The sequence below is a fragment of the Deinococcus aerius genome, assembly GCF_002897375.1.
Lineage (GTDB): Bacteria > Deinococcota > Deinococci > Deinococcales > Deinococcaceae > Deinococcus > Deinococcus aerius.
In genome coordinates, this window is sequence record NZ_BFAG01000008.1 from 94,168 (window position 1) to 114,037 (window position 19,870).

15 protein-coding genes are annotated in these 19,870 nt (G+C 73.3%); 4 read left to right on the forward strand and 11 right to left on the reverse strand.

Annotated features, from left to right (window positions below; translation table 11 throughout):
• Window positions 1-140: 140 nt before the first annotated feature.
• From DAERI_RS12040 to DAERI_RS22020, 5 genes are all read right to left on the reverse strand, one after another.
• Window positions 141-1,463, reverse strand: coding sequence for a multicopper oxidase family protein (locus DAERI_RS12040; RefSeq protein WP_103129669.1), 1,323 nt, complete (start codon window positions 1,461-1,463; stop codon window positions 141-143).
• A gap of 397 nt (window positions 1,464-1,860) precedes the next feature.
• A complete protein-coding gene (locus DAERI_RS12045) occupies window positions 1,861-2,370 on the reverse strand; it encodes a hypothetical protein (protein WP_103129670.1) in 510 nt (169 codons plus the stop codon).
• Window positions 2,371-2,422: 52 nt separating this feature from the next.
• Complete coding sequence (locus DAERI_RS12050) at window positions 2,423-2,851, reverse strand: cupin domain-containing protein (RefSeq protein ID WP_103129671.1); 429 nt, start codon at window positions 2,849-2,851, stop codon at window positions 2,423-2,425.
• 112 nt (window positions 2,852-2,963) lie between these two features.
• Window positions 2,964-5,255 (reverse strand): ATP-binding protein, encoded by a 2,292-nt coding sequence (locus DAERI_RS12055; protein ID WP_103129672.1) that lies wholly within the window; start codon window positions 5,253-5,255, stop codon window positions 2,964-2,966.
• Between the two features lie 351 nt (window positions 5,256-5,606).
• Complete coding sequence (locus DAERI_RS22020) at window positions 5,607-5,828, reverse strand: hypothetical protein (RefSeq protein ID WP_133162026.1); 222 nt, start codon at window positions 5,826-5,828, stop codon at window positions 5,607-5,609.
• Window positions 5,829-5,964: 136 nt separating this feature from the next.
• Between DAERI_RS22020 and DAERI_RS23100 the strand changes: the two genes are divergently transcribed.
• Complete coding sequence (locus tag DAERI_RS23100) at window positions 5,965-9,348, forward strand: ATP-binding protein (RefSeq protein WP_103129673.1); 3,384 nt, start codon at window positions 5,965-5,967, stop codon at window positions 9,346-9,348.
• Window positions 9,349-9,470: 122 nt separating this feature from the next.
• On the opposite strand, the gene DAERI_RS12065 is transcribed toward DAERI_RS23100, so the two are convergent.
• The 6 genes from DAERI_RS12065 to DAERI_RS22430 form a co-directional block, all read right to left on the reverse strand.
• On the reverse strand, window positions 9,471-9,671 hold the full coding sequence (locus DAERI_RS12065; protein WP_103129674.1) for a hypothetical protein: 201 nt from the start codon (window positions 9,669-9,671) through the stop codon (window positions 9,471-9,473).
• Window positions 9,672-10,160: 489 nt separating this feature from the next.
• Window positions 10,161-11,048: a GNAT family N-acetyltransferase gene (locus DAERI_RS22425; RefSeq protein ID WP_165794187.1), complete on the reverse strand. Its 888-nt coding sequence runs from the start codon at window positions 11,046-11,048 to the stop codon at window positions 10,161-10,163.
• A complete protein-coding gene (locus DAERI_RS12080; protein ID WP_103129676.1) occupies window positions 11,045-11,848 on the reverse strand; it encodes a GNAT family N-acetyltransferase in 804 nt (267 codons plus the stop codon). Before DAERI_RS12080 ends, DAERI_RS22425 begins: the two co-directional genes overlap by 4 nt.
• Before the next feature lie 101 nt (window positions 11,849-11,949).
• The gene (locus DAERI_RS12085) at window positions 11,950-12,633 is read right to left on the reverse strand and encodes a TMEM175 family protein (protein ID WP_103129677.1); all 684 of its coding nucleotides are present in this window, start codon (window positions 12,631-12,633) and stop codon (window positions 11,950-11,952) included.
• Window positions 12,630-13,832 (reverse strand): oxygenase MpaB family protein, encoded by a 1,203-nt coding sequence (locus DAERI_RS12090; RefSeq protein ID WP_235610358.1) that lies wholly within the window; start codon window positions 13,830-13,832, stop codon window positions 12,630-12,632. Before DAERI_RS12090 ends, DAERI_RS12085 begins: the two co-directional genes overlap by 4 nt.
• A 405-nt stretch (window positions 13,833-14,237) precedes the next feature.
• The gene (locus tag DAERI_RS22430; protein WP_103129679.1) at window positions 14,238-14,429 is read right to left on the reverse strand and encodes a hypothetical protein; all 192 of its coding nucleotides are present in this window, start codon (window positions 14,427-14,429) and stop codon (window positions 14,238-14,240) included.
• A gap of 106 nt (window positions 14,430-14,535) precedes the next feature.
• Between DAERI_RS22430 and DAERI_RS23105 the strand changes: the two genes are divergently transcribed.
• The 3 genes from DAERI_RS23105 to DAERI_RS12110 all read left to right on the forward strand — a co-directional run bounded on the left by DAERI_RS23105 (window position 14,536) and on the right by DAERI_RS12110 (window position 19,797).
• On the forward strand, window positions 14,536-17,526 hold the full coding sequence (locus DAERI_RS23105) for an ATP-binding protein (RefSeq protein ID WP_165794188.1): 2,991 nt from the start codon (window positions 14,536-14,538) through the stop codon (window positions 17,524-17,526).
• A gap of 128 nt (window positions 17,527-17,654) precedes the next feature.
• Window positions 17,655-18,713 carry a methyltransferase gene (locus DAERI_RS12105; protein ID WP_165794189.1) on the forward strand — a complete coding sequence of 353 codons (1,059 nt, stop codon included), beginning with the start codon at window positions 17,655-17,657 and terminating at the stop codon, window positions 18,711-18,713.
• A 178-nt stretch (window positions 18,714-18,891) separates the two neighbouring features.
• Window positions 18,892-19,797, forward strand: coding sequence for a GGDEF domain-containing protein (locus DAERI_RS12110; protein WP_103129682.1), 906 nt, complete (start codon window positions 18,892-18,894; stop codon window positions 19,795-19,797).
• Window positions 19,798-19,870: the final 73 nt, after the last annotated feature.

Sequence of the window (19,870 nt, forward strand, 5' to 3'; positions counted from 1 at the left end):
ACCTGTCTCTGTCCGGGAGCCGCTCCGATCTGGGAAGACGGTAGGGGGGGTGGCCTGATTGGAGCGTGATCGGGCCGCTTCCCGTCAGGGGTGGTGTGGACGCGGCGGGGCGGCGTCCACCTCTCCCCTACTCCGCCCGGCTACTCCACCTCGACCACGCCCTTCATGAAGGGGTGCGGCGAGCAGTGGTACGCGAAGGTTCCCCGCCCGGGAAAGGTGACGGTCACGTGGCCGTGGGGCGGCAACTCGTGGTGGACCGCCTGCCCGTTTACGGTCAGGACGACGTGGTGGGGCACGCTGTCGTGGTTTTCCCAGGTGACGCGGCCCCCCGCCCTGATCCTGACCGCCTCCGGCGCGAACTCGAAGTTCGAGATGGTGACGACCGCGGAGGTGGCCGCCGCGCCCGTGGGCACCGGGGGGATGTGGCCGTGGTCATGCGCCTCCTGCGGCGCGGGGGTGCCGTCGGCCCGCAGGGGTGGGCTCCCCACCACGTCGAAGTGCATCCCGCCCGGGTACTCGCCCCCGGTCGTGTTGGCGTTGCTGTTGTGGTCGTGCCAGGGAAAGGTGCCGTCGCGCCCCTTGACCAGCACGTCGTACCGCTCGCCGGGCAGGATCGGCAGGGTGTCGGCCAGGTACGGCAGCGGCAGGTCGTGCCCGTCCTTGGCGATCACCAGGAACGAGGTGCCGTGCAGGTGCAGGCTGTGCGGCTGCGCGCCCAGGTTGATCCAGCGGACGAGGTGCGTCTCGCCCGCGGGGATGCTCAGGTCGGGGATGAGGGGGTGTGCCCGGCCATTCACCAGGAACTCGTCGTAGTGGGGCGTGTAGGGCAGCCTGTTCGGGTCGTGGTGGCTGTCCCACTCGTCGAGGATCAGGGTGTGTTCCTTCGACCACACCGGCTTCACGTCCGGGTCCTCCACGATGAGCGCCCCGTACATCCCCATGTCGAGGTGGACGTTGGTTTGAACGTGGCAGTGGTAGGCGTGGGTGCCCGCCTCGGTGGCGACGAACTCGTAGGTGAAGCTGCCCCCGGGCTTGACCTCGTGGCTGAGGTGGGGCACGCCGTCCATCTCCTGCGCCAGGGAGGTGATGCCGTGCAGGTGCAGGACGTGCGGCTGGTCGTGCGTGTTCACCAGGGTGATGCGGACCCGCTCGCCGACCTTCACCCGCAGCTCGGGGCCGGGGACGCTGGCGGGCTGGCCGGGAAAGCCGAAGGCCCACTGCTCGACGCGCACCCCGGGCGCAATTTCGGTCTGGATGCGGTGGACTTCCAGGGTGAACTCGCGCACGCCGCGCGTGGCCCGGCCCAGGGGCACCGTGCCTTCCGGGCGGGCGAGGAACTGTTGCAGCGTGGCCGCGCGGGCCGGCTGCGCGGGCACCTCGCCGTGCGCGAGGGCCATGCCCAGCGACAGCACCGCCACCATGCAGGTGCGAAGGGAAGAACAGGCCGGACGACGCTGGAACATGGGACCCTCCTCGGCGCGGCCCGGGCACGGGGGCCGCTCGGGGGGCAGCGTAGGAAGGGCGGCGTGACTGAAGCCTGATCGCCCCACCTCCCGCCGGGGGCCTCGGCGAAGGGCGGGGGCCGGGGCGTGTCGGCACCGCATCCCAACCGTCCCGGCGATCGTGCCGAGGCCAGTCCTGTCGCCGCCGGGGACCGGCCTGACCGGGGACGGGGAGGCGCCCCGCACGCTGACTTCACATGCCGCGACTTCCCCGGCGAGCGGGCTCGGGATGCCCAAGGGGTGAGGGATTGGCCGCCCCACGCGGTCGCAGGAGCGGGACAGGTCGGCAGCCTCCCTCCAGCCGCCGACCTCCCGGTGGTGCGTGTCTCGCCCTCCCCCCTCCGCTCACCCGGCGAAGTCAGGGCCGCCACGCCAGGCGCCGGGCGGGATGGCTGCGCCACCAGTCCTGAACGAACTCGGCCATCTGCACGTCGACCCGGTTCAACCAGAACTGCCGGGTGAGCTGATCCGCCGGGCCGAACCCGATGGCGCCGGACTCCCACACCACGGTTCCCTGAAACAGCATGTGCGCCGCGTCGACCCGGACATCCGGGCGCGTCACGATGCCCTGCGACGCGAGGTAGTAGGCGAAGTTCTGCCGGTCCAGCGCCACCTGAAGACCGATCAGCAGGGTGATGGTCGTTCCGCTGTTCCGAGTACAGTCCGTGCTCGTGACGGGCAGGTTCGCCCGCCCTGCAAAGCGCCTCATCTCCGTCAGCACCTCCGCCCCGGTCACCTGCCGGATGTCGTCCGCGACGAAGGCATACAGGCAGACATTCTGGAAAGGCGCGAGGTTGTCCGGGTAACGGTCCGCCGCCGCGATGCCGGTGAGGGCCAGCAGCGACGCCAGGAACAGCCGGGGGATCATCCTGCCTCCTCTCTCGGGATGGGGGAACGGGAGCGCGGGACCACACGGGTCCTCAGGGCAGCAGCGACGCCGGGGGCTGGTCCGCGGGCACGAGCACGGCCACCACCACGGACGCCTCGGCCTCCGTCCGGTTCGCCAGCTCGCACCACGACCCCGGCCGGACCACGTACCGCTCCCCGGCCCGCAGCACGCTCGGCGGCGCCCCACCCGGCGAGAACACGTCGACCTCGCCGCGCGTCACCAGCAGCACCTCCGCCTGGCCGCCCGTGTGCCGGGCCGTCCGACTCGCGGCGGGCAACGTCAGCGCCGACACGTGCAGGTCGAACGCCGCCGGGAACGTGAGGTGACCCAGCGTCGCCTCCTGCACCGAGGGCCGCGGAACCCGCCAGGTCCATCCCGGTTCCTCGTCGGCGGGGGGGCGAGCCGAGGCGAACGAGGCGAACATCAGCACCACACTTCCTACCACCTGGTAGCCGCGCATTCCGGGCCTCCCTTCGTGTCCGGCGGACGTGCGCCGCCGACTGGGTTCACGGTAGGCCCGGCGTGCCGCCCCGCGCATCGCCAGGATTGAGTAGACGGCCCCCCCACCAGGATTAAGGAGAGTCCTCCCCGCCGTGCGTCATGGCCCAGCGGGTGAGTTCCACGCGGTTATGCAGGGCGAGTTTGCCCAGCATGTTCGCCACATGCTTGCTGACCGTCACGGGGCTGATCCCCAGCAGCCGGGCGACCCGGCGGTCCGGGTGGCCCTGGGCCACCAGCCGCAGCACCTCCCACTCCCGCGGGGTCAACCCCGGGCGGGGCGTGCCGTCCGGCGGGGGGGCTCGCAGGCGCCGGGCGAGCCGGTCCGCCTGTTCCACCGCCTCCGCGGGGCCCAGGTCGGAGCCCGACGCCCAGGCGTCTCGGAAATCGGCCTCGCCCATCACCGCCCGCGCCCGGTCGAGGTTCCCGAGGTGCCGCCGGTCCAGGTACCCCCGCGAGGCCTCCCCGGGGACGAAGCCGCCCGCCGCCAGCAGCCGCACCGCCGCCGCGGGGTCGCCCACCTCGGCGGCGAGGAGGCTCAGGCCACGCAGCGCCTCGTCCACCACCGCCCGGAAGGGTTTCCCCGCCGCCTCGTGCAGGGCGCCGAGCAGCCGCGCCCCGGCCTCCTCGCGGCGGCCCAGGTGCAGCAGCACGACCCCGACCATCACCCGGGCGACGAGCCGGAACACCGCATTGCCCGCCGCCTCGTACTCCTCCAGGGCACGGGTCGCGTACGCCAGGGCCAGGTCGGGTTGCCCCAGGTCGAGCAGGGTCGGCGCCGCGTACAGCAGGAGGTTGGCGTACTGGGACTGCTCGACGCGGTCGGCCCCCCGCTCCCCCCGGCGCGCCTCCTGCGCGCGCAGCACCTCCTGCTGCATGGGCCACGCCAGGTCGCTGCGCCCGGAGGCGTGGTGCAGCAGCGCGAGGTCGGCGGTGGTCCAGCCCGCGCTCACCTCGTCCCCCAGCTCGCGGCACAACTCGAGGATCTCGCGCAGGCGGGCCTCGTGGGCCCCCGTCTGCCCGGTGGCGGCGAGGCACTGGGCACTGACCTCCAGGGCCTGCAGCAGCACCTGATCCCGCCCCGGGGAGGGCAGGCCCAGGACCCGTTCCGCGAGGGGCGCCTCCTGGGCGTACAGGCCCAGGGGCAGCCACACCGCGCCGAGCTGGGCGAGGTAGCGGTACGCGAGGTCCGCCCGCCCCTCCCCCACCGCCCACACCAGCCCCGCGCGCATGTTGGGGTAGTCCGGCAGGAGGTCCTCGCGGCGGTCGGGCTGGCCCTGCTCGAAACGCCGCCGCCCCTCCTCCAGCTCCTCCAGGAAGTGCCGGGCGTGCCGTTCCCGCCAGGTGGGGGCCTCCGGGCGCCCGCTGAGACGCTCCAGGGCGAGTTCCCGCAGGGGTTGCAGCAGCTTCCAGCGGGTGCCCGGGGTGCCCAGGCGTTGGAGGAAGCTCTGCTCGATCAGCGCGTCCACGTGGTCCAGCACCTCCTCGCCGCCGTGTACGGCGGCGAGCGCCCCCGGGGTGAAGCTGCCCCCGAACACCGCGCAGCACTCGAACACCGCGCGGTCGCCCTGATCCAGCAACTCGTAGCTCCACTCCACGGCGGCCCTCAGGGAGCGCAGCCGTTCGGGCCGGTCGCGGAAGTCCTCGCGCAGGAAGCGCAGCGGGTGTTCGAGCCCCGCCAGCACGTCCGGGAGGGCATACGTCCGCAGCCGGGCGGCGGCGAGTTCCAGCGCGAGGGGCACGCCCTCCAGCAGCGCGCACAGCCGCACCACCTGGGGGGTAGTGGCGGGGGTGAGCTCGAAGCCGGGCAGGAGGGCGCGGGCGCGGGTGACGAAGAGTTGCACCGCCGGGCTGCTCGCCGCCTCCGGGACGCGCTCGGGAACGGGGAGGGGCGGGACCGGGTACTCGCGCTCGTCGTGCAGGTGCAGCGCGGCGCGGCTCGTCACGACGAGTTGCAGCGTGGGGGCCCGGGCGAGCAGCTCGCCCAGCGTCCGGGCGGCGGGCAGGAGCTGCTCGAAGTTGTCGAGGACCAGCAGCAGCCGGTGCCGGGCAGCGAACTCGCGGACGAGCGCGGGGGGGTCCCGCGAGGCCGCCTCGACGCCGGGGAGCGCGGCGGCGATGGCCGGGAGGACTTCCCCCGGGGCGCGCAGCGCGGAGAGGTCGACGAACAGCACGTGGTCGTAGTTCCCGCGCACGGCGTGGGCGAGGCGCAGGGCGAGCGCCGTCTTGCCGATGCCGCCGGGGCCGCGCAGGGTGAGGAGCCGCGTCCCCTCGCCGAGCAGGCGGGTGAGTTCGCCCAGGTCGCGCTCGCGTCCGAGCAGCGGGCTGAGTTCTGCCGGGAGCGGGTTCGCCGCCTGGCCGTTCATGCCCCAGTGTAGGTGGACCGGCGGGGAGGGGTGGCAGGACCACGTCCCTGTTCCCGACGGCGCGAGACTCCCTGGGGACGCTCCCCCCGGGAGGGTCACGGTGCCTGGACCCCCCGGCGGGAGAGCGTGCCCCCTCTTCCGTCCGGGCCACCGCCCGCCCCGAGCAGGGGCGTGGTCGTGATGCCCTCCGGGATCCCCGCAGAGGAGGGGCACCGTGAGGAGCGGCACCCCATGCCCGGGGAAAAGACCGGGGCGACCCGGAACGGAATCAGGACCGAGGTGGTGAGCACCCCTTCCCCCGGGGGAAGGGGCGACAGACCCGTATCCGGCCAGCAGGGCTGCACGCGGTATTCAGCCGGAAGAAGCTCCCCCGGTTCTCCACCCGCGGCACGCGGCGATGGTAGCCCCCAGCCGGGCCTGGAGGAGCGAGACCTCCGCGGCCAGAAGGAAGGTGGCCGCGCGGCCGACGTAACGCAGCGTGTGGCCGCCGGGTTGATGGACTGCGGCTGGCGCGACGCGCGGCCCCGGGCTGGGTTGTCTCGGCAGGTCGTGTTCGTTCGGGATGGGGCGCATGGTTCCTCCTGGCGGGCGTGGGGCGAGTGGTGGGGATCAGCGGAGACACCCCAAGCCTAGAAAGGCACCGCAAGAGCAGCGCAAGGGGAAGGGCGTCACGTCGGTGAGCCCGCCGGGGTAGAGTGAAGGGCACGGGATGCGCGAGTTGGCCCTCCGGCTGCTGGGCCCGCCTGAACTTCAGGTGGGGGGCCAGCGACGCCCCTTCAGGACCAAAAAGGCGCTGGCCCTGGTCGCCTATCTCGCCCTGGAGCCCGGCCCGCAGTCCCGGGAGAAACTGGCGGCCCTGCTGTGGCCGGATGCCGACCCGGAGGCGGGCCGGGCCAGCCTGCGGGGCACCCTCGTCTACGCCCGGGAAGCCCTGGGCCCCCTCCGTGATCGCCTGGAGGCCGACCGGGCCACCGTCTGCCTGGTGACCGGGCCGGACGAGTGCGACGTGACGGCCCTGGAGCGTGTGGCGGGGGCGGCGCGTTCCCTGCCCCCTGCCGGGGCCTTGCCGGAGCTGGAGCGGGCGGCCTCCCTGTGGCGCGGCGAGCTGCTCGACGGGTTCGCCCTGGGGGAGGGCAGCGGCTTCGACGACTGGCTGGGGGAACGCCGGGAGGCGACGCGCTCGGCGGTGAACCTCGTGTTCGACCGCCTCTCCGCCGAGCAACTGGAGCAGGACCCGGGCCGCGCGGCAGAGACGGCGCGGCGCTGGTTGGCCCTCGACCGCCTGAACGAGGCGGCCTGGCGACGCCTCGCGCAGGCGCGGCTGGCTTCAGGACAGCGGGCACTCGCGCGGGAGGTGCTCGACTCTTGCCGACGGGTGTTGCGGGACGAGGTGGGCTGTGCGCCCGCCCCCGAGACGCTGGCCCTCGAAGCGCAAGTTCTGGAGCCCATCTCCCCCAGCCGCCCCGGGGTCCGGTTAGACCTGCCCACGCTGCTGCGCGAGGGGCCCTTCGTCGGCCGCCGGGCGGAACTCGCGCGGCTGGCCGAGGTCTATCAGCGGGCCGGGAGTGGGCACCCGGGGGCGGCCCTGATCGTCGGAGAGCCCGGCATCGGCAAGACCCGGCTGGCGGGGGCGTTCCTGACCTGGGCCGGGGAACGTGGCGCCGGGGTGCTGCGGGGCCGGGGCTTCGAGGTGGGCGGCACGCTGTATGGCCCCCTGGCGGACGCCGCACGCCGCGTGCTGGACGCGGAACCCGGGCCGCAGGCGCTGCTCTCCCGGCAGGACCTCGCCGAGCTCGCCCGGCTGCTGCCGGAGCTGGGAGAGCGGCTGCCGGAGCCCGCGCCGCCCATGCCGGGGGAGGGCCAGCGGGGCCAGGTGCTGGCGGCGCTGACGCGGCTCGTCCTCGCGCTCGCCCGGCGCTCGCCGCTCGTCCTGCTCGTGGACGATGTCCAGTGGGCCGACGCGAGCACCCTGGAGGCGCTGCGGCACCTCGCGGGCCGGGTTGCGGAGGAACGCGCGCCCGTCCTGCTCCTCCTCACCGCCCGGGCGGAGGCGCTGACCCCCGGCTCGGAGTTGGCGGGGTGGGCGGCGAATCTCGGCCGGGAGGTGCCGGTGACGCGGCTCGACCTCGGGCCGCTGGGCCAGCCGGAGACGCTGGGGCTGCTGGGGGCGCTGGCGGGCACGCCCGCCGCCGGTTCGCTGGAGCCCCTGGCCGAGCGGCTCTTCGCGGAGACGGGTGGGCAGCCGCTCTACATCTCGGAGACGCTGCGCGGTCTGGCGGAGCAGGGGGCGCTCACGCTGGGTCCCGGGGGGATCACGGTGAATGAGGCGCGGCTCTCCGCCGGGCTGGAGCGGGGCGGCGAGGGGGTGCGGGCCGTCATCGGCGAGCGGCTCTCGCGGCTCTCGGCGCCCGCCCTCGCGCTCGCGCAGGCGGGGGCGGTGCTCGGCCAGGAGTTCGGATTCGGCACCCTCCGGGCCGTGGCCGACCTCGGCGAGGACACCGCGCTGCAAGGCTACGAGGAACTGCTGCGAACCGGGCTGCTGCGGGAGGCGGCGGGCGAGGGCGGAACCGCGTCCCTCTCGCACGACCGGGTGCGGGAGACGCTGCGGGACGCGCTGAGTGGCCCCCGCCGGGGGCTGCTGCACCGCCGCGCGCTGGGGGCGCTGGGGGAGGTGGGCGCGTCCCCCGAGGTGCTGGCGCATCACGCCCTAGGGGCCGGGCTGACGGGTGAAGCCGCGCGGCATTTCCACCAGGCGGGGCGGCAGTCCCTGAGGCTCGGCGCGTACCACGCCGCAGTGATCGCGCTCGAGCAGGCCCTCGACCTCACCCCCGCCCGTCCCGAGTACGCCGCCGAGCGCCGCGAGCGGCTCCACCTGATCGAGTACGCGCTCTACTACCGTGACAGCCACAACCTCGCTGTTATTCAGCGCCGCTGGCGGTTGGCCGCCGACGCCTCGCAGGCAGCCGGACTGGGCGCGGAGGCCGCCTTCGCCCTGGGAGAACTCGCGGCCTCACTGGCCCGGCAGGGGCGGCACGGCGAGGCCGGAGAGGTCGCGGGCCAGGCCCTCGATACAGCCCGCGCCGCAGGCGACCGTGGAATGGCGGCCCGCAGTCTCAACATCCTCGGTGTCCTCGCGGTGGAGCGGCGCGACTGGGCGGCGGCGGAGCGCCTGCTGGAGGACGCCCAGGCCGAGGCCATCCGGGCGGGGGACGAGCCGCTCGCCCTGGAGGCCCGCGCCCACCTTGCCACGGTGCTGACCTTCGGGCACGACGACCTGGAGGGCGGACGGCAACTGGAAGAGGAAGTTCTCCGGCGGCGCATAGACCTGGGTGAGCCTGGAGCGGTTCTCGCTTCACTCTCAAGTCTGACCTACGCCTGCATGAGGATGGCGGACTATGAGGCCGCCCGCCGTCATATCGACGAGTGGGCCGTGTGGGCCGAGCGCAGCGGTGCGGGACGCGTCGCCGCGAACGTCCTGGGAATGCATGGGTACATCGCGGCGGAGCAGGGCGACGTGCTCGGGGCCCTGAAGGCGGGCGAGGCGGCCCTGGCCGCCTTCGAGCAGGCGAACGCCGTCCTGGCGTTCTCCTGGGGCGGCCTGGCGTGGTGCTACGCCCGCCTGGGCCGAACCCAGGAAGCCCGGCAGGCCCTGGACAACGGCCAGGCCCTGAACGAGAGGGACGAGGACCTCTACCACCAGGCGGGGGCGGCGTGGGTGCTGGGGGACGCGGCGCTCGCCCTGGGGGACCTGGAACGCGCCGAGCGGTTCTACCGTCAGTCGCTGGGCGGGAACTCGGCCGCCTGGATTCTGGTGGGTCTGCGCGGCCTGGGCGAGGTGAGGGCCCAAACCGGCCAGTGGGAAGAGGCCGCGCGGCTGCTCGGCGCGGTGCTGGGCCGCCGCTCGGCTGGTGTCTGGCAGCATCGCCAGGCGACCCGGGCCCTCGACGCGCTGCGCCCACTCGTCCCCCCCGACGTGCTGGAGGCGGCCCTGAACGAGGGGCGGGTTACGCCCCTGGAACCCCTGCTCGCCGAATTGCGGCGGCAGAGTGACCCGTCCCAGGGGTCCCAAGCGTCGGGTTCCGCCGCCGTGTAGAGAGGCCGCTCCAATCCAGCCCCGGCTTTTCCCGTGGGTGCTCGTCCTCTGCGGCGGCGCTCCCTCAGCCTCAGAAGCCCGGCCAGTGGGCCACGCGTCGTGGCCTGGCGGTGAACTGAACGTCAGCCGGACGGCGCGAGGAAGCGGCGCAGGCCCTGCTGGACCAGATGGGTCAGGACGGCTGTGGGCGAGGGCACCTGGGCTGCCGAGTCCCTGCTCACCTGCCGGGCCTGTCGCGCCGTGTCCGCTGCCCTCGCCTCACGGTAGAGCTGGTCGAGCTTCTCGGAAACGCCGTTGTATCTCGGGTCGAATTGGGCTCTCATGGGTGCCTCCCCTGGAGAACGGTGAACCGGTTGCAGAACGCCGCGCTGTGCGGGGATCACGGCCCCGTGTTGAGATGTCTCACCCTAGAACCGGGGCGCAAGAGCAGCGCAAGACGCTTGGCAAGATGGGGCGGGCACGGATGGCGGGACGGGAGGAGCGGCCAGGGAACATGAGGTGCCCCTCTCCCAGGAGGGTGTCAGCCGCAGCCCGGGCAGGTGAAGGGGTCCTCTTCAGGTCTGGAGAGGGGGCGCAAAAGTGCTGTCATGCCGAGTGCCAGCGAAGTAGGCCGCGGCTTCGGGACCCAACGCTGGCGCTCCGGGTGACAAGGTTGCCGAGCCCCGACCCAGATAGAGTGCAGCGGGAGCCCAACATTCGGGGCGCCGCTGCTTGCTGCCAGGAGCCCGGTCTGACCTGGGGGGCAATCATGGCGGAGGCATCGCCCCCCTCTTCGCCCGGCGCTGCCTCCGTCACGAGGAGGGGGAGGCACCTCAGGCGTCCGGTTCCACCCCCGTATAGACCGGCACCTCGAACACGGGCCGGAAGCCCAGGCGCTCCAGGTTGCGGCGACTGGCGTTGTCCGGGCCCGCCTCCACGTCCACGAAGAAGTGCTCGCAGCCCCGGGCCAGGCCGTCCCGCAGGCGCCGCAGGATCAGGGCCGTCTGACCGCCCTGGCCCCGGCGATCCGGGCGGGTGACGCTGGAGTTGAGCAGGGCCGCCGGTCCCCCCACCATCAGGAGTCCGGCGCTGGTGGGGCCGTCCCCTCCCGGCACGAGGTAGCCCAGCCAGCCCATCCGGGAGAGGCCGAAGTGCACCAACTCCGTCATTTCAGGCGGCATCCCGAAATGCTGGGAGATGAAGGACGCGACTTCCCCAGCCTGGTTGGGGCCAGCCTGGACAACCTCGGGGAGAGGGCGGGTGGGTGTTTCCAGCGCCTGCCGGGCCACGGACGCCGGGGCGTACAGCGCCACTTCCCGGAACACCTCGCGCAGGCCGCGTGCTTCCAGCCTTGCCCCCAGGTCCGCCGGGCGGGTGCGGGGGTCGAGGGGCAGCCCCCAGGCGGACGGTCTGGCCCGTTCCACCGCCGCCAGCAGCGCGTCCAAGTCCGCCTCCGTGGCAGGGTCAGCCGTGCCAAAGCCCCGCACGAGGTTGAACGCGGGGTGAGGGAGGGAGCGCACCAGTTCCAACACCCCCGCCCCGAAGTTCACCTGCTCGATGCCCAGGCGCGCCCGCACCTCGGTCGGCAGGGAAACGTACCCCTCTCCAAGCCGGGCATAGAGGTCTGCCCGCATTCTGGCGAGTGTTTCCAGCGAGGGCGCTTCCGGCGGCACCCGCATGTCCCTGTCTTCCCGCACCTCGCCCCCGGTCGGCCCGTTCATTCCGGGCCTCCCAGGTGAACCGGGCAGGTGTAGCGGACTTCCCAGCCCAGGCGCGAGTACACGGGAAAGCCCAGCTCGGTCGCGCCCAGCATCGCCGAGACGTATCCTGCATCCCGCGCGGCAAGGAGCGGCCCAGTGGTCATGGCCGCCCCGATCCCGCGCCGTCGCGCCCGCTCCAGGGTGCCGATGCACCACACGCCCACGGTCTCCTCGCCGTGGATGTTCAGGGCCGTGCTCACCGGCTCGCCGTCCAGCAGGCCCAGGTAGAGGTGGGCGCGCGAGTCGGGGTCGAGGACGGGGCCCCGGCCCAGCGCGATCAACTTCTGCGCCGACTCCTCGTTGAAATGAAACGCCTCGGCAGACACGGTCACCCAGGCGCTCAGGTCCTCCTCGGTCGTCACCCGCCGGAGGGTGAGGCCCTCCACCCGCGCGTCTGCCGGGTCCAGCCGGGCGAAGTCGAGCGTCATGAGGGGAAGGTCGGCGACCTTGGGCAGACCGTGGGCCGCGAGCGTCTCGCTCAGGTCCGCCGCCGCCGGGGGGACCAGCCACAGGAAGGGCACGTTCCAACCCCGCAGCCGGGCGAGGGTGTCCGCCAGCCGCTCTCCGGCGTTCTCGCCCGCAAAGCCGCCGTACACGAGGTTGAGGTCCGGGGCCGGGGCGAAGCTCAGGGCGAGCAGGAGGTCGTCGTCCTGCTCCACGACCACGCCGGGGTCGCGGAACAGGTGTTCGGGGAACTCGCGGAAGGCCTGCTCAATGGTGGAAAGGTCGGGCCGGGGCGAGCGAACGCGGGTGCTGGTCATAGGGCGCCTCCTGTCGGGGTGGGGCAAAGTGGGGTTGGAATAGGCTGGGGCTGCGCTCCGGGCCGTCTGCCTGGCGCTCTCAGAGGGCTGGTGAAGGGGACTCAGGCCCCGGGGCTGGGCTGCCTTGACGGCGCTGCGTCCTCCCCGAGGGCTGCCCGGTGCCCCGCCGCCGCGAAGACGTGGGGTTGCAGCATGGCGAGGATGGCGAACCCGACGACCAGCCACACGCCCAGGAGCGACATCGCCAGGGTGGGTGACCGCAGGGCCAGGCCGACCTCGGAAAAGGCGTACACGCAGTAGAGGATGGCGATGAGCGTCATGTTCCGCAGCAGCCGGTCGCTCGCCCGGGGCACCACCAGCCGGGCGCGAAGGCAGTGGCCCCAGTTGGCGGTCAGGGACAGGCCGACGAGGGCGAAGTTGAGAAAGCCGACCGCCGTGCCCCACGTCGAGTCGGGATGCGCACCCATCACGCTCGCCGAGAAGGGCAGCAGGGAGACGAACAGCAGCGTCACCAGGTTCAGGGTGATGTGCCAGAAGTCGGTTCCCCGGATCAGGCTGGCGTAGTAGTAGTGGGTGGCCCAGAGCAGCGCGGTGGTGATGAAGGTGGCCGCGTACACGACCAGACGCGGCAGCAGGGCGAGCAGCGCGTGCGGGACTTCGGCGGTCCCGACCTCGGGGGGCAGCCTGACCTCCAGCACCAGCAGGGTGAGCGCGATGGCGAACACCCCGTCAATTAAAGTGTCGAGCCGGTCCTTTTCCAGGGACGCCGGGGCGGGTGGTCTCATGCCTTAACCGCCGACCTAGACGGGGTTGGCGTCGGCTCCACCGTCCGGGGCAGGCCCGCCTCGGGGACGTGTTCGGCGCTGCGCTGATAGGTCGTCTCACCTTGCAGGCCCGCGAGTTGCCCCCGGAAGGTCCGAACGGTGTGGTCTATCGTGCGTTGCCGCGCTCCCGGCTGAACCCGCTCCCGCCAGCGCCGCAACCGGTTGCCCAGCATGATGGGCACCAGCGCGTGCCGCACCCAGGGTTTGCGAATGCCCAACTGGTCCGCCAACGGGTCCCCGTGCAGTCTGCGCGCCACCGCGTGAACCAGGTCCAGCGTGACGGGCGGCGGCGTGGGCAGGCTGCTCTGAAGCAGGTCCGCGACGGCGACGAGCATGGCCTGTGTCAGCTCGCGGGCGTCGCCGCTGGCGGGTTCCTCGGTCTGGGTGATAAGGGCGAGGAGGTCCGCCGCCCGCGCCTGATCCGTGACGGTTAGGTACAGGTCCGGGTGAACGCCCAGCAGGTGCGCGACGTACTGCCAGAAGTGGTAGAGGTCGTCCAGTTCCCCCGCCGTGAAGGTGATGCCGAAGGTCTGGAGGGCGTGGAACGGGACATAGGTGAAGTCGAGCCAGGTGCGCGCCATCTCCAGTTGGTTGATGGGCGCGCCCGTTTCCGCCGCGTTCCAGCCCCGCTGCCACAGGGCCGCCCGCACCCGCGCGTGCAGCAGCCGCACCTGCACGTTCTGGACGTAGCCCTCGCCGCCCCGCGCCAGGCCGCCGGGCAGGACCGAGACGATGTTCCACACCCCCGTCTCGACGATGCGCCGCCGGGCCATCCGGGTCAGGTTGCCCGTCCGCACCAGGACCCGGGCGATGGAGGGCGAGCTGTAGGTGTGGGTCAGGGAGCCGGGGCCGAGCGACAGCGTGATCCAGACGTTGCCGATCGCCAGGTAGGCCTGTGACCCGCGTTCCAGGCGGCGAGGCTCGACCCAGGCGGGCACACACTCCGTCTCGGCGAGCAGGGCGCGCACGGCGGGCAGGTCCTCCCCCACGAACTGGCGGCCGTGCAGCAGCCCCGCCCGGAGTTGGCGCCGGGCCACCTCCCCGTGGAGGCGCAGCTCCGCGTCCGCCGCGTCCGCCAGGGGGTCGCCGAGCTGGACCATGCGCGCGAGCCGCCCCACCGCGTCGTCCCCGAACCGCTGCCGGGCGGCGTCCAAATTCACCAGGCTTCCTGGCAGCCCACCCTCGACGCTTCGCATCAGCCGCACCGGAGGCTGTGGTCCCGATCGGTCGGGGGAGGGGCGGTCAGGCACAGGGGCGTCATGGAACCTCCGCTGGAAGTGGGGGAGTGTGGACTGAAGGAAGTTTAAGCATACCGGATCAGCATGCCGATTTTCCTTCCCCGTCCGCACCGGCCCCAAAGATAGGCACCGTGAACCCCGGCACACCCACGGGGTTGAGGAGCGGCACCTCCCGGTGGGGGGAGGGGGGGTGCCCCAGTAGGCGGGTGGCCCCGGCCATCAACTCCCGCGCAGAGGACAAGGACACTCAGGAAGGGCAGGAGCGGCTTCATCCACAATCTCCTCTCCATACCTGCGAGGCGACGGGCGGGCGGACTTCCCGAGGGGTCAGACCTTCAGCTCTTCCTGCACCTCTGGCGGGGGCGTGGGAACGGCCAGACCCGAGAAGAGGGCCCCGGCCATCCGCCCCAGCAGGCGGGTCCAACCCGTCGTCCGGGGAGAGCCGTCGTCCGTGATGCGGCGCTCGGGCGTGGGCTGTGCGGGGTGGAACGGTTCGTGCTGGGGGGCGATCCGGGTCATGGTTCCTCCTGGGGGCTCAAGGTCTGAGGGCAGCGTAGGAGGGCCGCGCAACAACAGCGCAAGAGGAACCGCAAGACGGGGCGGGCGCGGTGTACCGTGGGCAGACATGTCGGCGCTGGAGCTTCGGGTGTTGGGACCGCCGGAGGTGCGGGTGGACGGGGAAGCTCGCCCCGTGCGGACCCGCAAGGCGCTCGCCCTGCTCGGCTACCTCGCGCTGGAGCCCGGCCCCCACGCCCGGGAGACGCTCGCCGCCCTGTTCTGGCCCGACTCCGCGCCGGAGGTCGCCCGCTCCTCGCTGCGCAATTCCCTGACGTACCTGCGTCAGGCGCTGGGGAACGCCTCTGGCCGCGTCGTCACGGACCGGGATACCGTTCGGCTGCGCCTCGACCCCGGCGATACCCTCGACCTTCAGGCGCTGGAACAGGGGCAACTCGCCGTGTTCCGGGGTGACGTTCTCCCGGGCCTGGGGCTGGAGGACGGGGAGGCGTTGGGCGCGTGGCTGGACACGCAGCGGGGACGGGTGCGCGCCCTGGCGGAGCGGGTCTATGCCGCGCACACCCGCGCCCTGGTGGACACGTCCCCCACCGAGGCGGCGGAGTTGGCCCGGCGCTGGCTGGCCCTGGACAACCTGAACGAGGAGGCATGGCGCCGCTTAATTCAGGCGCTGCTCGCCGCTGGGCAGCGGAGCGCGGCGCGGGAAGCCCTCGCGGCCTGCCACGCCGTGCTGCGGCAGGAACTCGGCGTCGCCCCCGCCCCGGAGACGCTGGCGCTCGCCGCGCATCTGGAGGGGAGGCCGGAGCGGGAAAGGGAAGTTCAGCCCACGCCCTCCCTCCCGGGCTTCGTGGGCCGGGCGTCCGAACTGGGACGGCTCGGGGCCGTATTTCAGGCTGCCGGGCGCGGCGGCGTGCGGGGGGCCGTCCTGACGGGGGAGCCGGGCATCGGCAAGACCAGCCTCGCCGCCGCCTTTGCCCACGGGGCGACTGGGGCCGGGGCGCGGGTGCTGCGGGGCTGGGCCGCCGAGGCACAGACCGTCACGCTGGGCGTCTGGACCGACCTGCTGCGCTCGGCGCTGGACGGGGTGGACCCCCTCACCCTGCCGCTCCTGCCCGTGTGGAGAACGGAACTGGCGCGGCTGCTCCCGGAGTGGCGGACCGGGGAGGCTCCTCCCCCAGCGGGGCAGGCTGACCTGGCTCCCCTCCTCGAGGCGTTGACACAGGCCCTCGTGGCCCTGGCGGGCGGGTCGGTCCTGGTGCTGCTGCTCGACGACGCGCAGTGGATGGACGCCACCTCACGGGACGCCCTGCTGTACGTGGCCCGGCGGCTGGGGCAGGCCGGGACGCGGGCGATGCTGCTGCTCACGGCGCGGGCCGAGGCTCTTCAGCCCGGGGAGGAGCCCGCCGCCTGGATCGCCCGCCTGGGCCGGGACGTGCCCCTCGAACGCCTGGCCCTGGGGCCGCTCACCGAGGCCGAGACGCGGGCCTGGGTGGCGGAAGCGGCGCGGGGGCAGGACGCGCGCGATGTGGCGGGGTGGCTGCACGGGTACAGCGGGGGGCAGCCCCTGTACCTCACCGAGGCGTTCCGGGACCTGCTGGAGCGGGGGGCCATCGACACGTCGGGGAGCCGCTGGCAGGTGCGCCCGGACCGGGCGGTGACCCTGCCCCCCGGCGTGCGCGCGGTCATCGAGGAGCGCTCTTCCCGCCTGCCCCCGGCGGGGCTGGCCGCCGCCCAGGCCTGCGCCGTGCTGGGGGAAGGGGCGACCTTCGACCGGCTGCGGGGGGTGGCCGACCTCACCGCGGAGGACGCGCTCGGGGGGGTGGAGGCTCTCCTGGGCTCGGGGCTGCTGCACGAGGTGGCCGAGCCCGGGGACGTGACGTACCGCCTGTCCCACGACCGGGTGGGTGAGACGCTGCGGGAGAACCTGAGTCTCCTGCGGCGGCGTCTCCTCCACCGCCGGGCACTGGCGGCGTTCGGGGAGCAGGCCCCGCCCGCCGTGCTCGCCCGGCACGCCGTGGGCGCGGGGATGCTCCCCGAGGCCCGTCTGTACCTGCGCCGGAGTGCCGCCGAGGCCGACCGGCTGGGCTTTTTCCGGGCCTCCCGCGCGGCCCTGGAAGAGGCGCTGGCGCTGGGTCCTGCGGGCACCGAGCGGGCCGAGCTGCTGCTGCTGCACGCCGAGGCCTGCGAGCGCCTGGGCGACGCGGGGGGTCAGCTTCAGGCGGGCCGGGAGGCGTTGAGTCTGGCGCGCGAGCTGGACGCCCCTCACCTCGTGGTGCAGGCCCTCAACCGCCTCGCCTGGGTCCAGCAGGAGGAGATCAGCGTGGCCCGGCCCCTGAGCGAGGAGGCGCTCGCCGTCGCGCGCAGGCTGGGCGACCCCTTCCTGCTCGTGAGCAGCTTGCAGGGCGTGGCGCGCAGCTACCGCGGGGAGGACCCCCACCTGGCCCTGCGGCTCCAGCGCGAGGCGATGGACCTGCTGCACGCCGCCGGGGACGCGAAGCGGCTGGGGCACGGGCACATGAACATGGCGTACACGGAGGAGGCTCTGGGCAATCACGCCGCGGCCCCGGCCCACCTGCGCCTCGCCGTGGCGGCCTTCCGAGCGGCGCGGCACGACGCCCTGGTGGCCATGTCACTCGCCGATCTGGGCGTGCGCCTGATCTCCCTGGGGGAGGCGGCAGAGGCGGGGGCGGTGCTCTCCGAGGCCGTGGAGCTGCGCGAACGGGCCCGCCCCCGCGCCCCGGCCATACGTGCGGCGTGGGCCTGTGCCCTGGCCCTCACGGGGGACGAGCTGACCGGCTGGGAGGTGCTGCGGCGCGGGCTGGAAGAGGAGGCGAACGCCCCCGCCTGGGTCCTCACGCTCGTCTGGGCCGCCCGCTTTCTTGCCGCGTGTGGCCGTCTTCCCGAGGCCCTCACCCTGGTGGGCACGGCGCGGAACGCGGCGCCCCGAACCCAGGCCGACTCTGTCAGGGAGCACACCGCGCCCGTACTCGACCTCGCGCGTTCGGAGTTGGAGGAGGCCGGAGCAGAATCAGCCCTCGCCCGCGGCGCGGCCCTCACGCTGGGGGAGGGCGTGGCGTTCCTGCGCGGGCAGGCGCCCAGGTAGGAAGGCGCCGCGGCCCGCGCGGGCGCTTCCAGGAGCGCATGCTGGGGACAGCCGCGGTGGCCCGGGAAGAGCCCCGAACGCAGGAGGACGCCGCGCCCCCACGGCCAGCGGCCAGGAGGTCACCCACCATGCCGGAACCTCACTTTCAGCCGTCAGAGGGCGACGTGGCCGCACTCCGCACCCTGATCCTGGGCTTTCGCGTGACCCAACTGCTGCATGTGGCCGCCAAGCTCGGGGTCATGGCCGCCCTGGGGGATGGGCCGCTGCCCCCCGGTGCCCTGGCCGCGCGGGTTCACGCCCACCCCGGGGCCATCGCCCGCGTCCTGCGCGCCCTGACAAGCCTGGGCCTTCTGCGCTCCACCCCGGAGGGGGCCTACGAACTCACGCCCCGCGGGCACCTCCTGCGCCCGGGGGTGCCCGGCTCCCTGCACGGGTTCGCCCGGCTCTACGGGGAGGAGTGGCTGTGGCACGCCTACGGGAGGATGGATCACAGCGTCCGCACCGGCACACCCGCCTTCGATGTGGTCCACGGCTGTTCCCTGTACGCCTACCTGGAGCGCGAGGAGGACGCCCGCACGGTCTTTCAGGACGCCATGACCAGCTTCTCGGCCCGGGAGGGCACGGCCATCCTGGAGGCCTACGACTTCACGGGGATCCGCGTGGTCGCGGATGTGGGGGGCGGGCATGGCGCCTTGCTGGCCGCGTTGCTGGGGGCGTACCCGGGGATGACGGGCGTGCTGCTCGAGGCCGAGCACGTCGTACACGAGGCCGTGCCCCTGCTGGAGGCGAGCGGCGTGGCCGGGCGCTGCACCCTGCTCCCGGGCGACTTCTTCGTCTCCGTCCCGGCGGGGGCCGACGCCTACGTCCTCAAGAGTGTGCTCCACAACTGGAAGGATGCGCGGGCCCTGGAGATCCTGGGGCGTTGCCGCGCGGCCATGGCCGACCACACGCGGCTCCTGGTGATCGAGCGGGTTGTGCCGACCGGCGACGGGGCGACTGGCAGCGAGGCGATGGGGGCGGCACTGTTCGACCTGGGCATGCTGGTGGTGCAGGGCGGCCTGGAGCGGACGGAGGCGGAGTACCGCGCCCTGCTGGAACGGGCGGGATTCGCGCTGAGGACGGTCCTCCCGACCCGCTCGCCCCTCACCCTGCTGGAAGCCGTCCCGCAGAGTGGACCCTCCACCTGAGCAGGCGGCGAGGATCAGCCGGGGGGCGGCGGTGCCCACAGGGTCCGCCGGGAAGGGCCGGTCGCCTCCCGGGCTCCCCTCCCCGACCCCGCTGGATACCCCCACACCCACCCTTCCTCAAGCCTCGCTAAGCGCTGTCCTCAGGGCGCGGGCGGGGCTTTCGTAGCATTCTGGGCCGATGCCCGCGAGTCCCCGACGCCCCGCCCCCTCTTCCGTGTGGACTCGCCTGGGCTGGCATCTTCGCACCCTGCTCGTGGTCGCCGGTCTGGTCTCGCTGGCCCGGCTGTGCGGGCAGGCCCTGGGGGCCGACTTCAGCGCCCAGTTCCCCTATCTCCCGTTCTTCTCCTTCATTGCCCTGTGCGCGTACCTGCGCCGGGGGTGGGGCGGCCTGTACGCCACCGCCCTGAGCGCCCTGCTGATCCGCGTGGCCGACACGTCTTCCCCGGTCCCCGTGCTGTCCCTGACGGTCTTCGCGCTTCAGGGGCTGGTGATCACCGGCGTCATCGCCTCCCTGCACCTTCTCAACCGTCGCCTGGGGCAGAGTCTGGCCGAGCTGCGACAGGTCAACGCGGAGCTGGCCGAGGTTCAGGCGGAACTCAACGTCGCGGCGTTCAGCGACACGCTCACCCATCTGGGCAACCGCCGCGCCTTCGAGGGCGACCTGGAAAGCTGCTACGCCGCCGTGCAGGCGGGGAACTTCGGGTTCTGCCTGGCCCTGCTGGACCTGGACGGGCTGAAACAGGTCAACGACACCCAGGGCCACCTGCGGGGCGACGCGCTGCTGCGGGCCTTTGCCTCCTCCCTGCAAAGCGCCCTCCCGTCCCAGGTGCGCCTCTACCGCTTCGGCGGCGACGAGTTCGCCGTGATCTGGCCCGAGCTGCCCGCCAGCGAGGTTCACCGGATCGTGCAGGCCGTGCGCAACGCCGAGCATTTCACCCGGGACCTGGGATTTCCCCTGGTCGGCGCGAGCCTGGGCGTCGTCTGCGTGCCCGACGAGACCCGGACGGTCCTGGAAGCCCTGGAACTCGGGGACCGCCGCCTGTACGAGCAGAAGAATCTGCGCGGGCGAAGCCGGGTGGCCTGACGCGCCCCCAGCCGCCCATCACGGCGGGACCGGGAGGGCGCCCACCGGGAACCGGCACCCGTGGTGGTTGAGG

Bases quoted from the DNA above. Each gene is read 5' to 3' on its own strand.
- DAERI_RS23105 (WP_165794188.1), top strand. From the start codon at position 14,536: ATGTCGGCGCTGGAGCTTCGGGTGTTGGGACCGCCGGAGGTGCGGGTG.
- DAERI_RS12110 (WP_103129682.1), top strand. From the start codon at position 18,892: ATGCCCGCGAGTCCCCGACGCCCCGCCCCCTCTTCCGTGTGGACTCGC.
- DAERI_RS12040 (WP_103129669.1), bottom strand. From the start codon at position 1,463: ATGTTCCAGCGTCGTCCGGCCTGTTCTTCCCTTCGCACCTGCATGGTG.
- DAERI_RS12045 (WP_103129670.1), bottom strand. From the start codon at position 2,370: ATGATCCCCCGGCTGTTCCTGGCGTCGCTGCTGGCCCTCACCGGCATC.
- DAERI_RS23100 (WP_103129673.1), top strand. From the start codon at position 5,965: ATGCGCGAGTTGGCCCTCCGGCTGCTGGGCCCGCCTGAACTTCAGGTG.
- DAERI_RS22020 (WP_133162026.1), bottom strand. From the start codon at position 5,828: ATGCGCCCCATCCCGAACGAACACGACCTGCCGAGACAACCCAGCCCG.
- DAERI_RS12105 (WP_165794189.1), top strand. From the start codon at position 17,655: ATGCCGGAACCTCACTTTCAGCCGTCAGAGGGCGACGTGGCCGCACTC.
- DAERI_RS12080 (WP_103129676.1), bottom strand. From the start codon at position 11,848: ATGACCAGCACCCGCGTTCGCTCGCCCCGGCCCGACCTTTCCACCATT.
- DAERI_RS12085 (WP_103129677.1), bottom strand. From the start codon at position 12,633: ATGAGACCACCCGCCCCGGCGTCCCTGGAAAAGGACCGGCTCGACACT.
- DAERI_RS12065 (WP_103129674.1), bottom strand. From the start codon at position 9,671: ATGAGAGCCCAATTCGACCCGAGATACAACGGCGTTTCCGAGAAGCTC.
- DAERI_RS22425 (WP_165794187.1), bottom strand. From the start codon at position 11,048: ATGAACGGGCCGACCGGGGGCGAGGTGCGGGAAGACAGGGACATGCGG.
- DAERI_RS12050 (WP_103129671.1), bottom strand. From the start codon at position 2,851: ATGCGCGGCTACCAGGTGGTAGGAAGTGTGGTGCTGATGTTCGCCTCG.
- DAERI_RS22430 (WP_103129679.1), bottom strand. From the start codon at position 14,429: ATGACCCGGATCGCCCCCCAGCACGAACCGTTCCACCCCGCACAGCCC.
- DAERI_RS12055 (WP_103129672.1), bottom strand. From the start codon at position 5,255: ATGAACGGCCAGGCGGCGAACCCGCTCCCGGCAGAACTCAGCCCGCTG.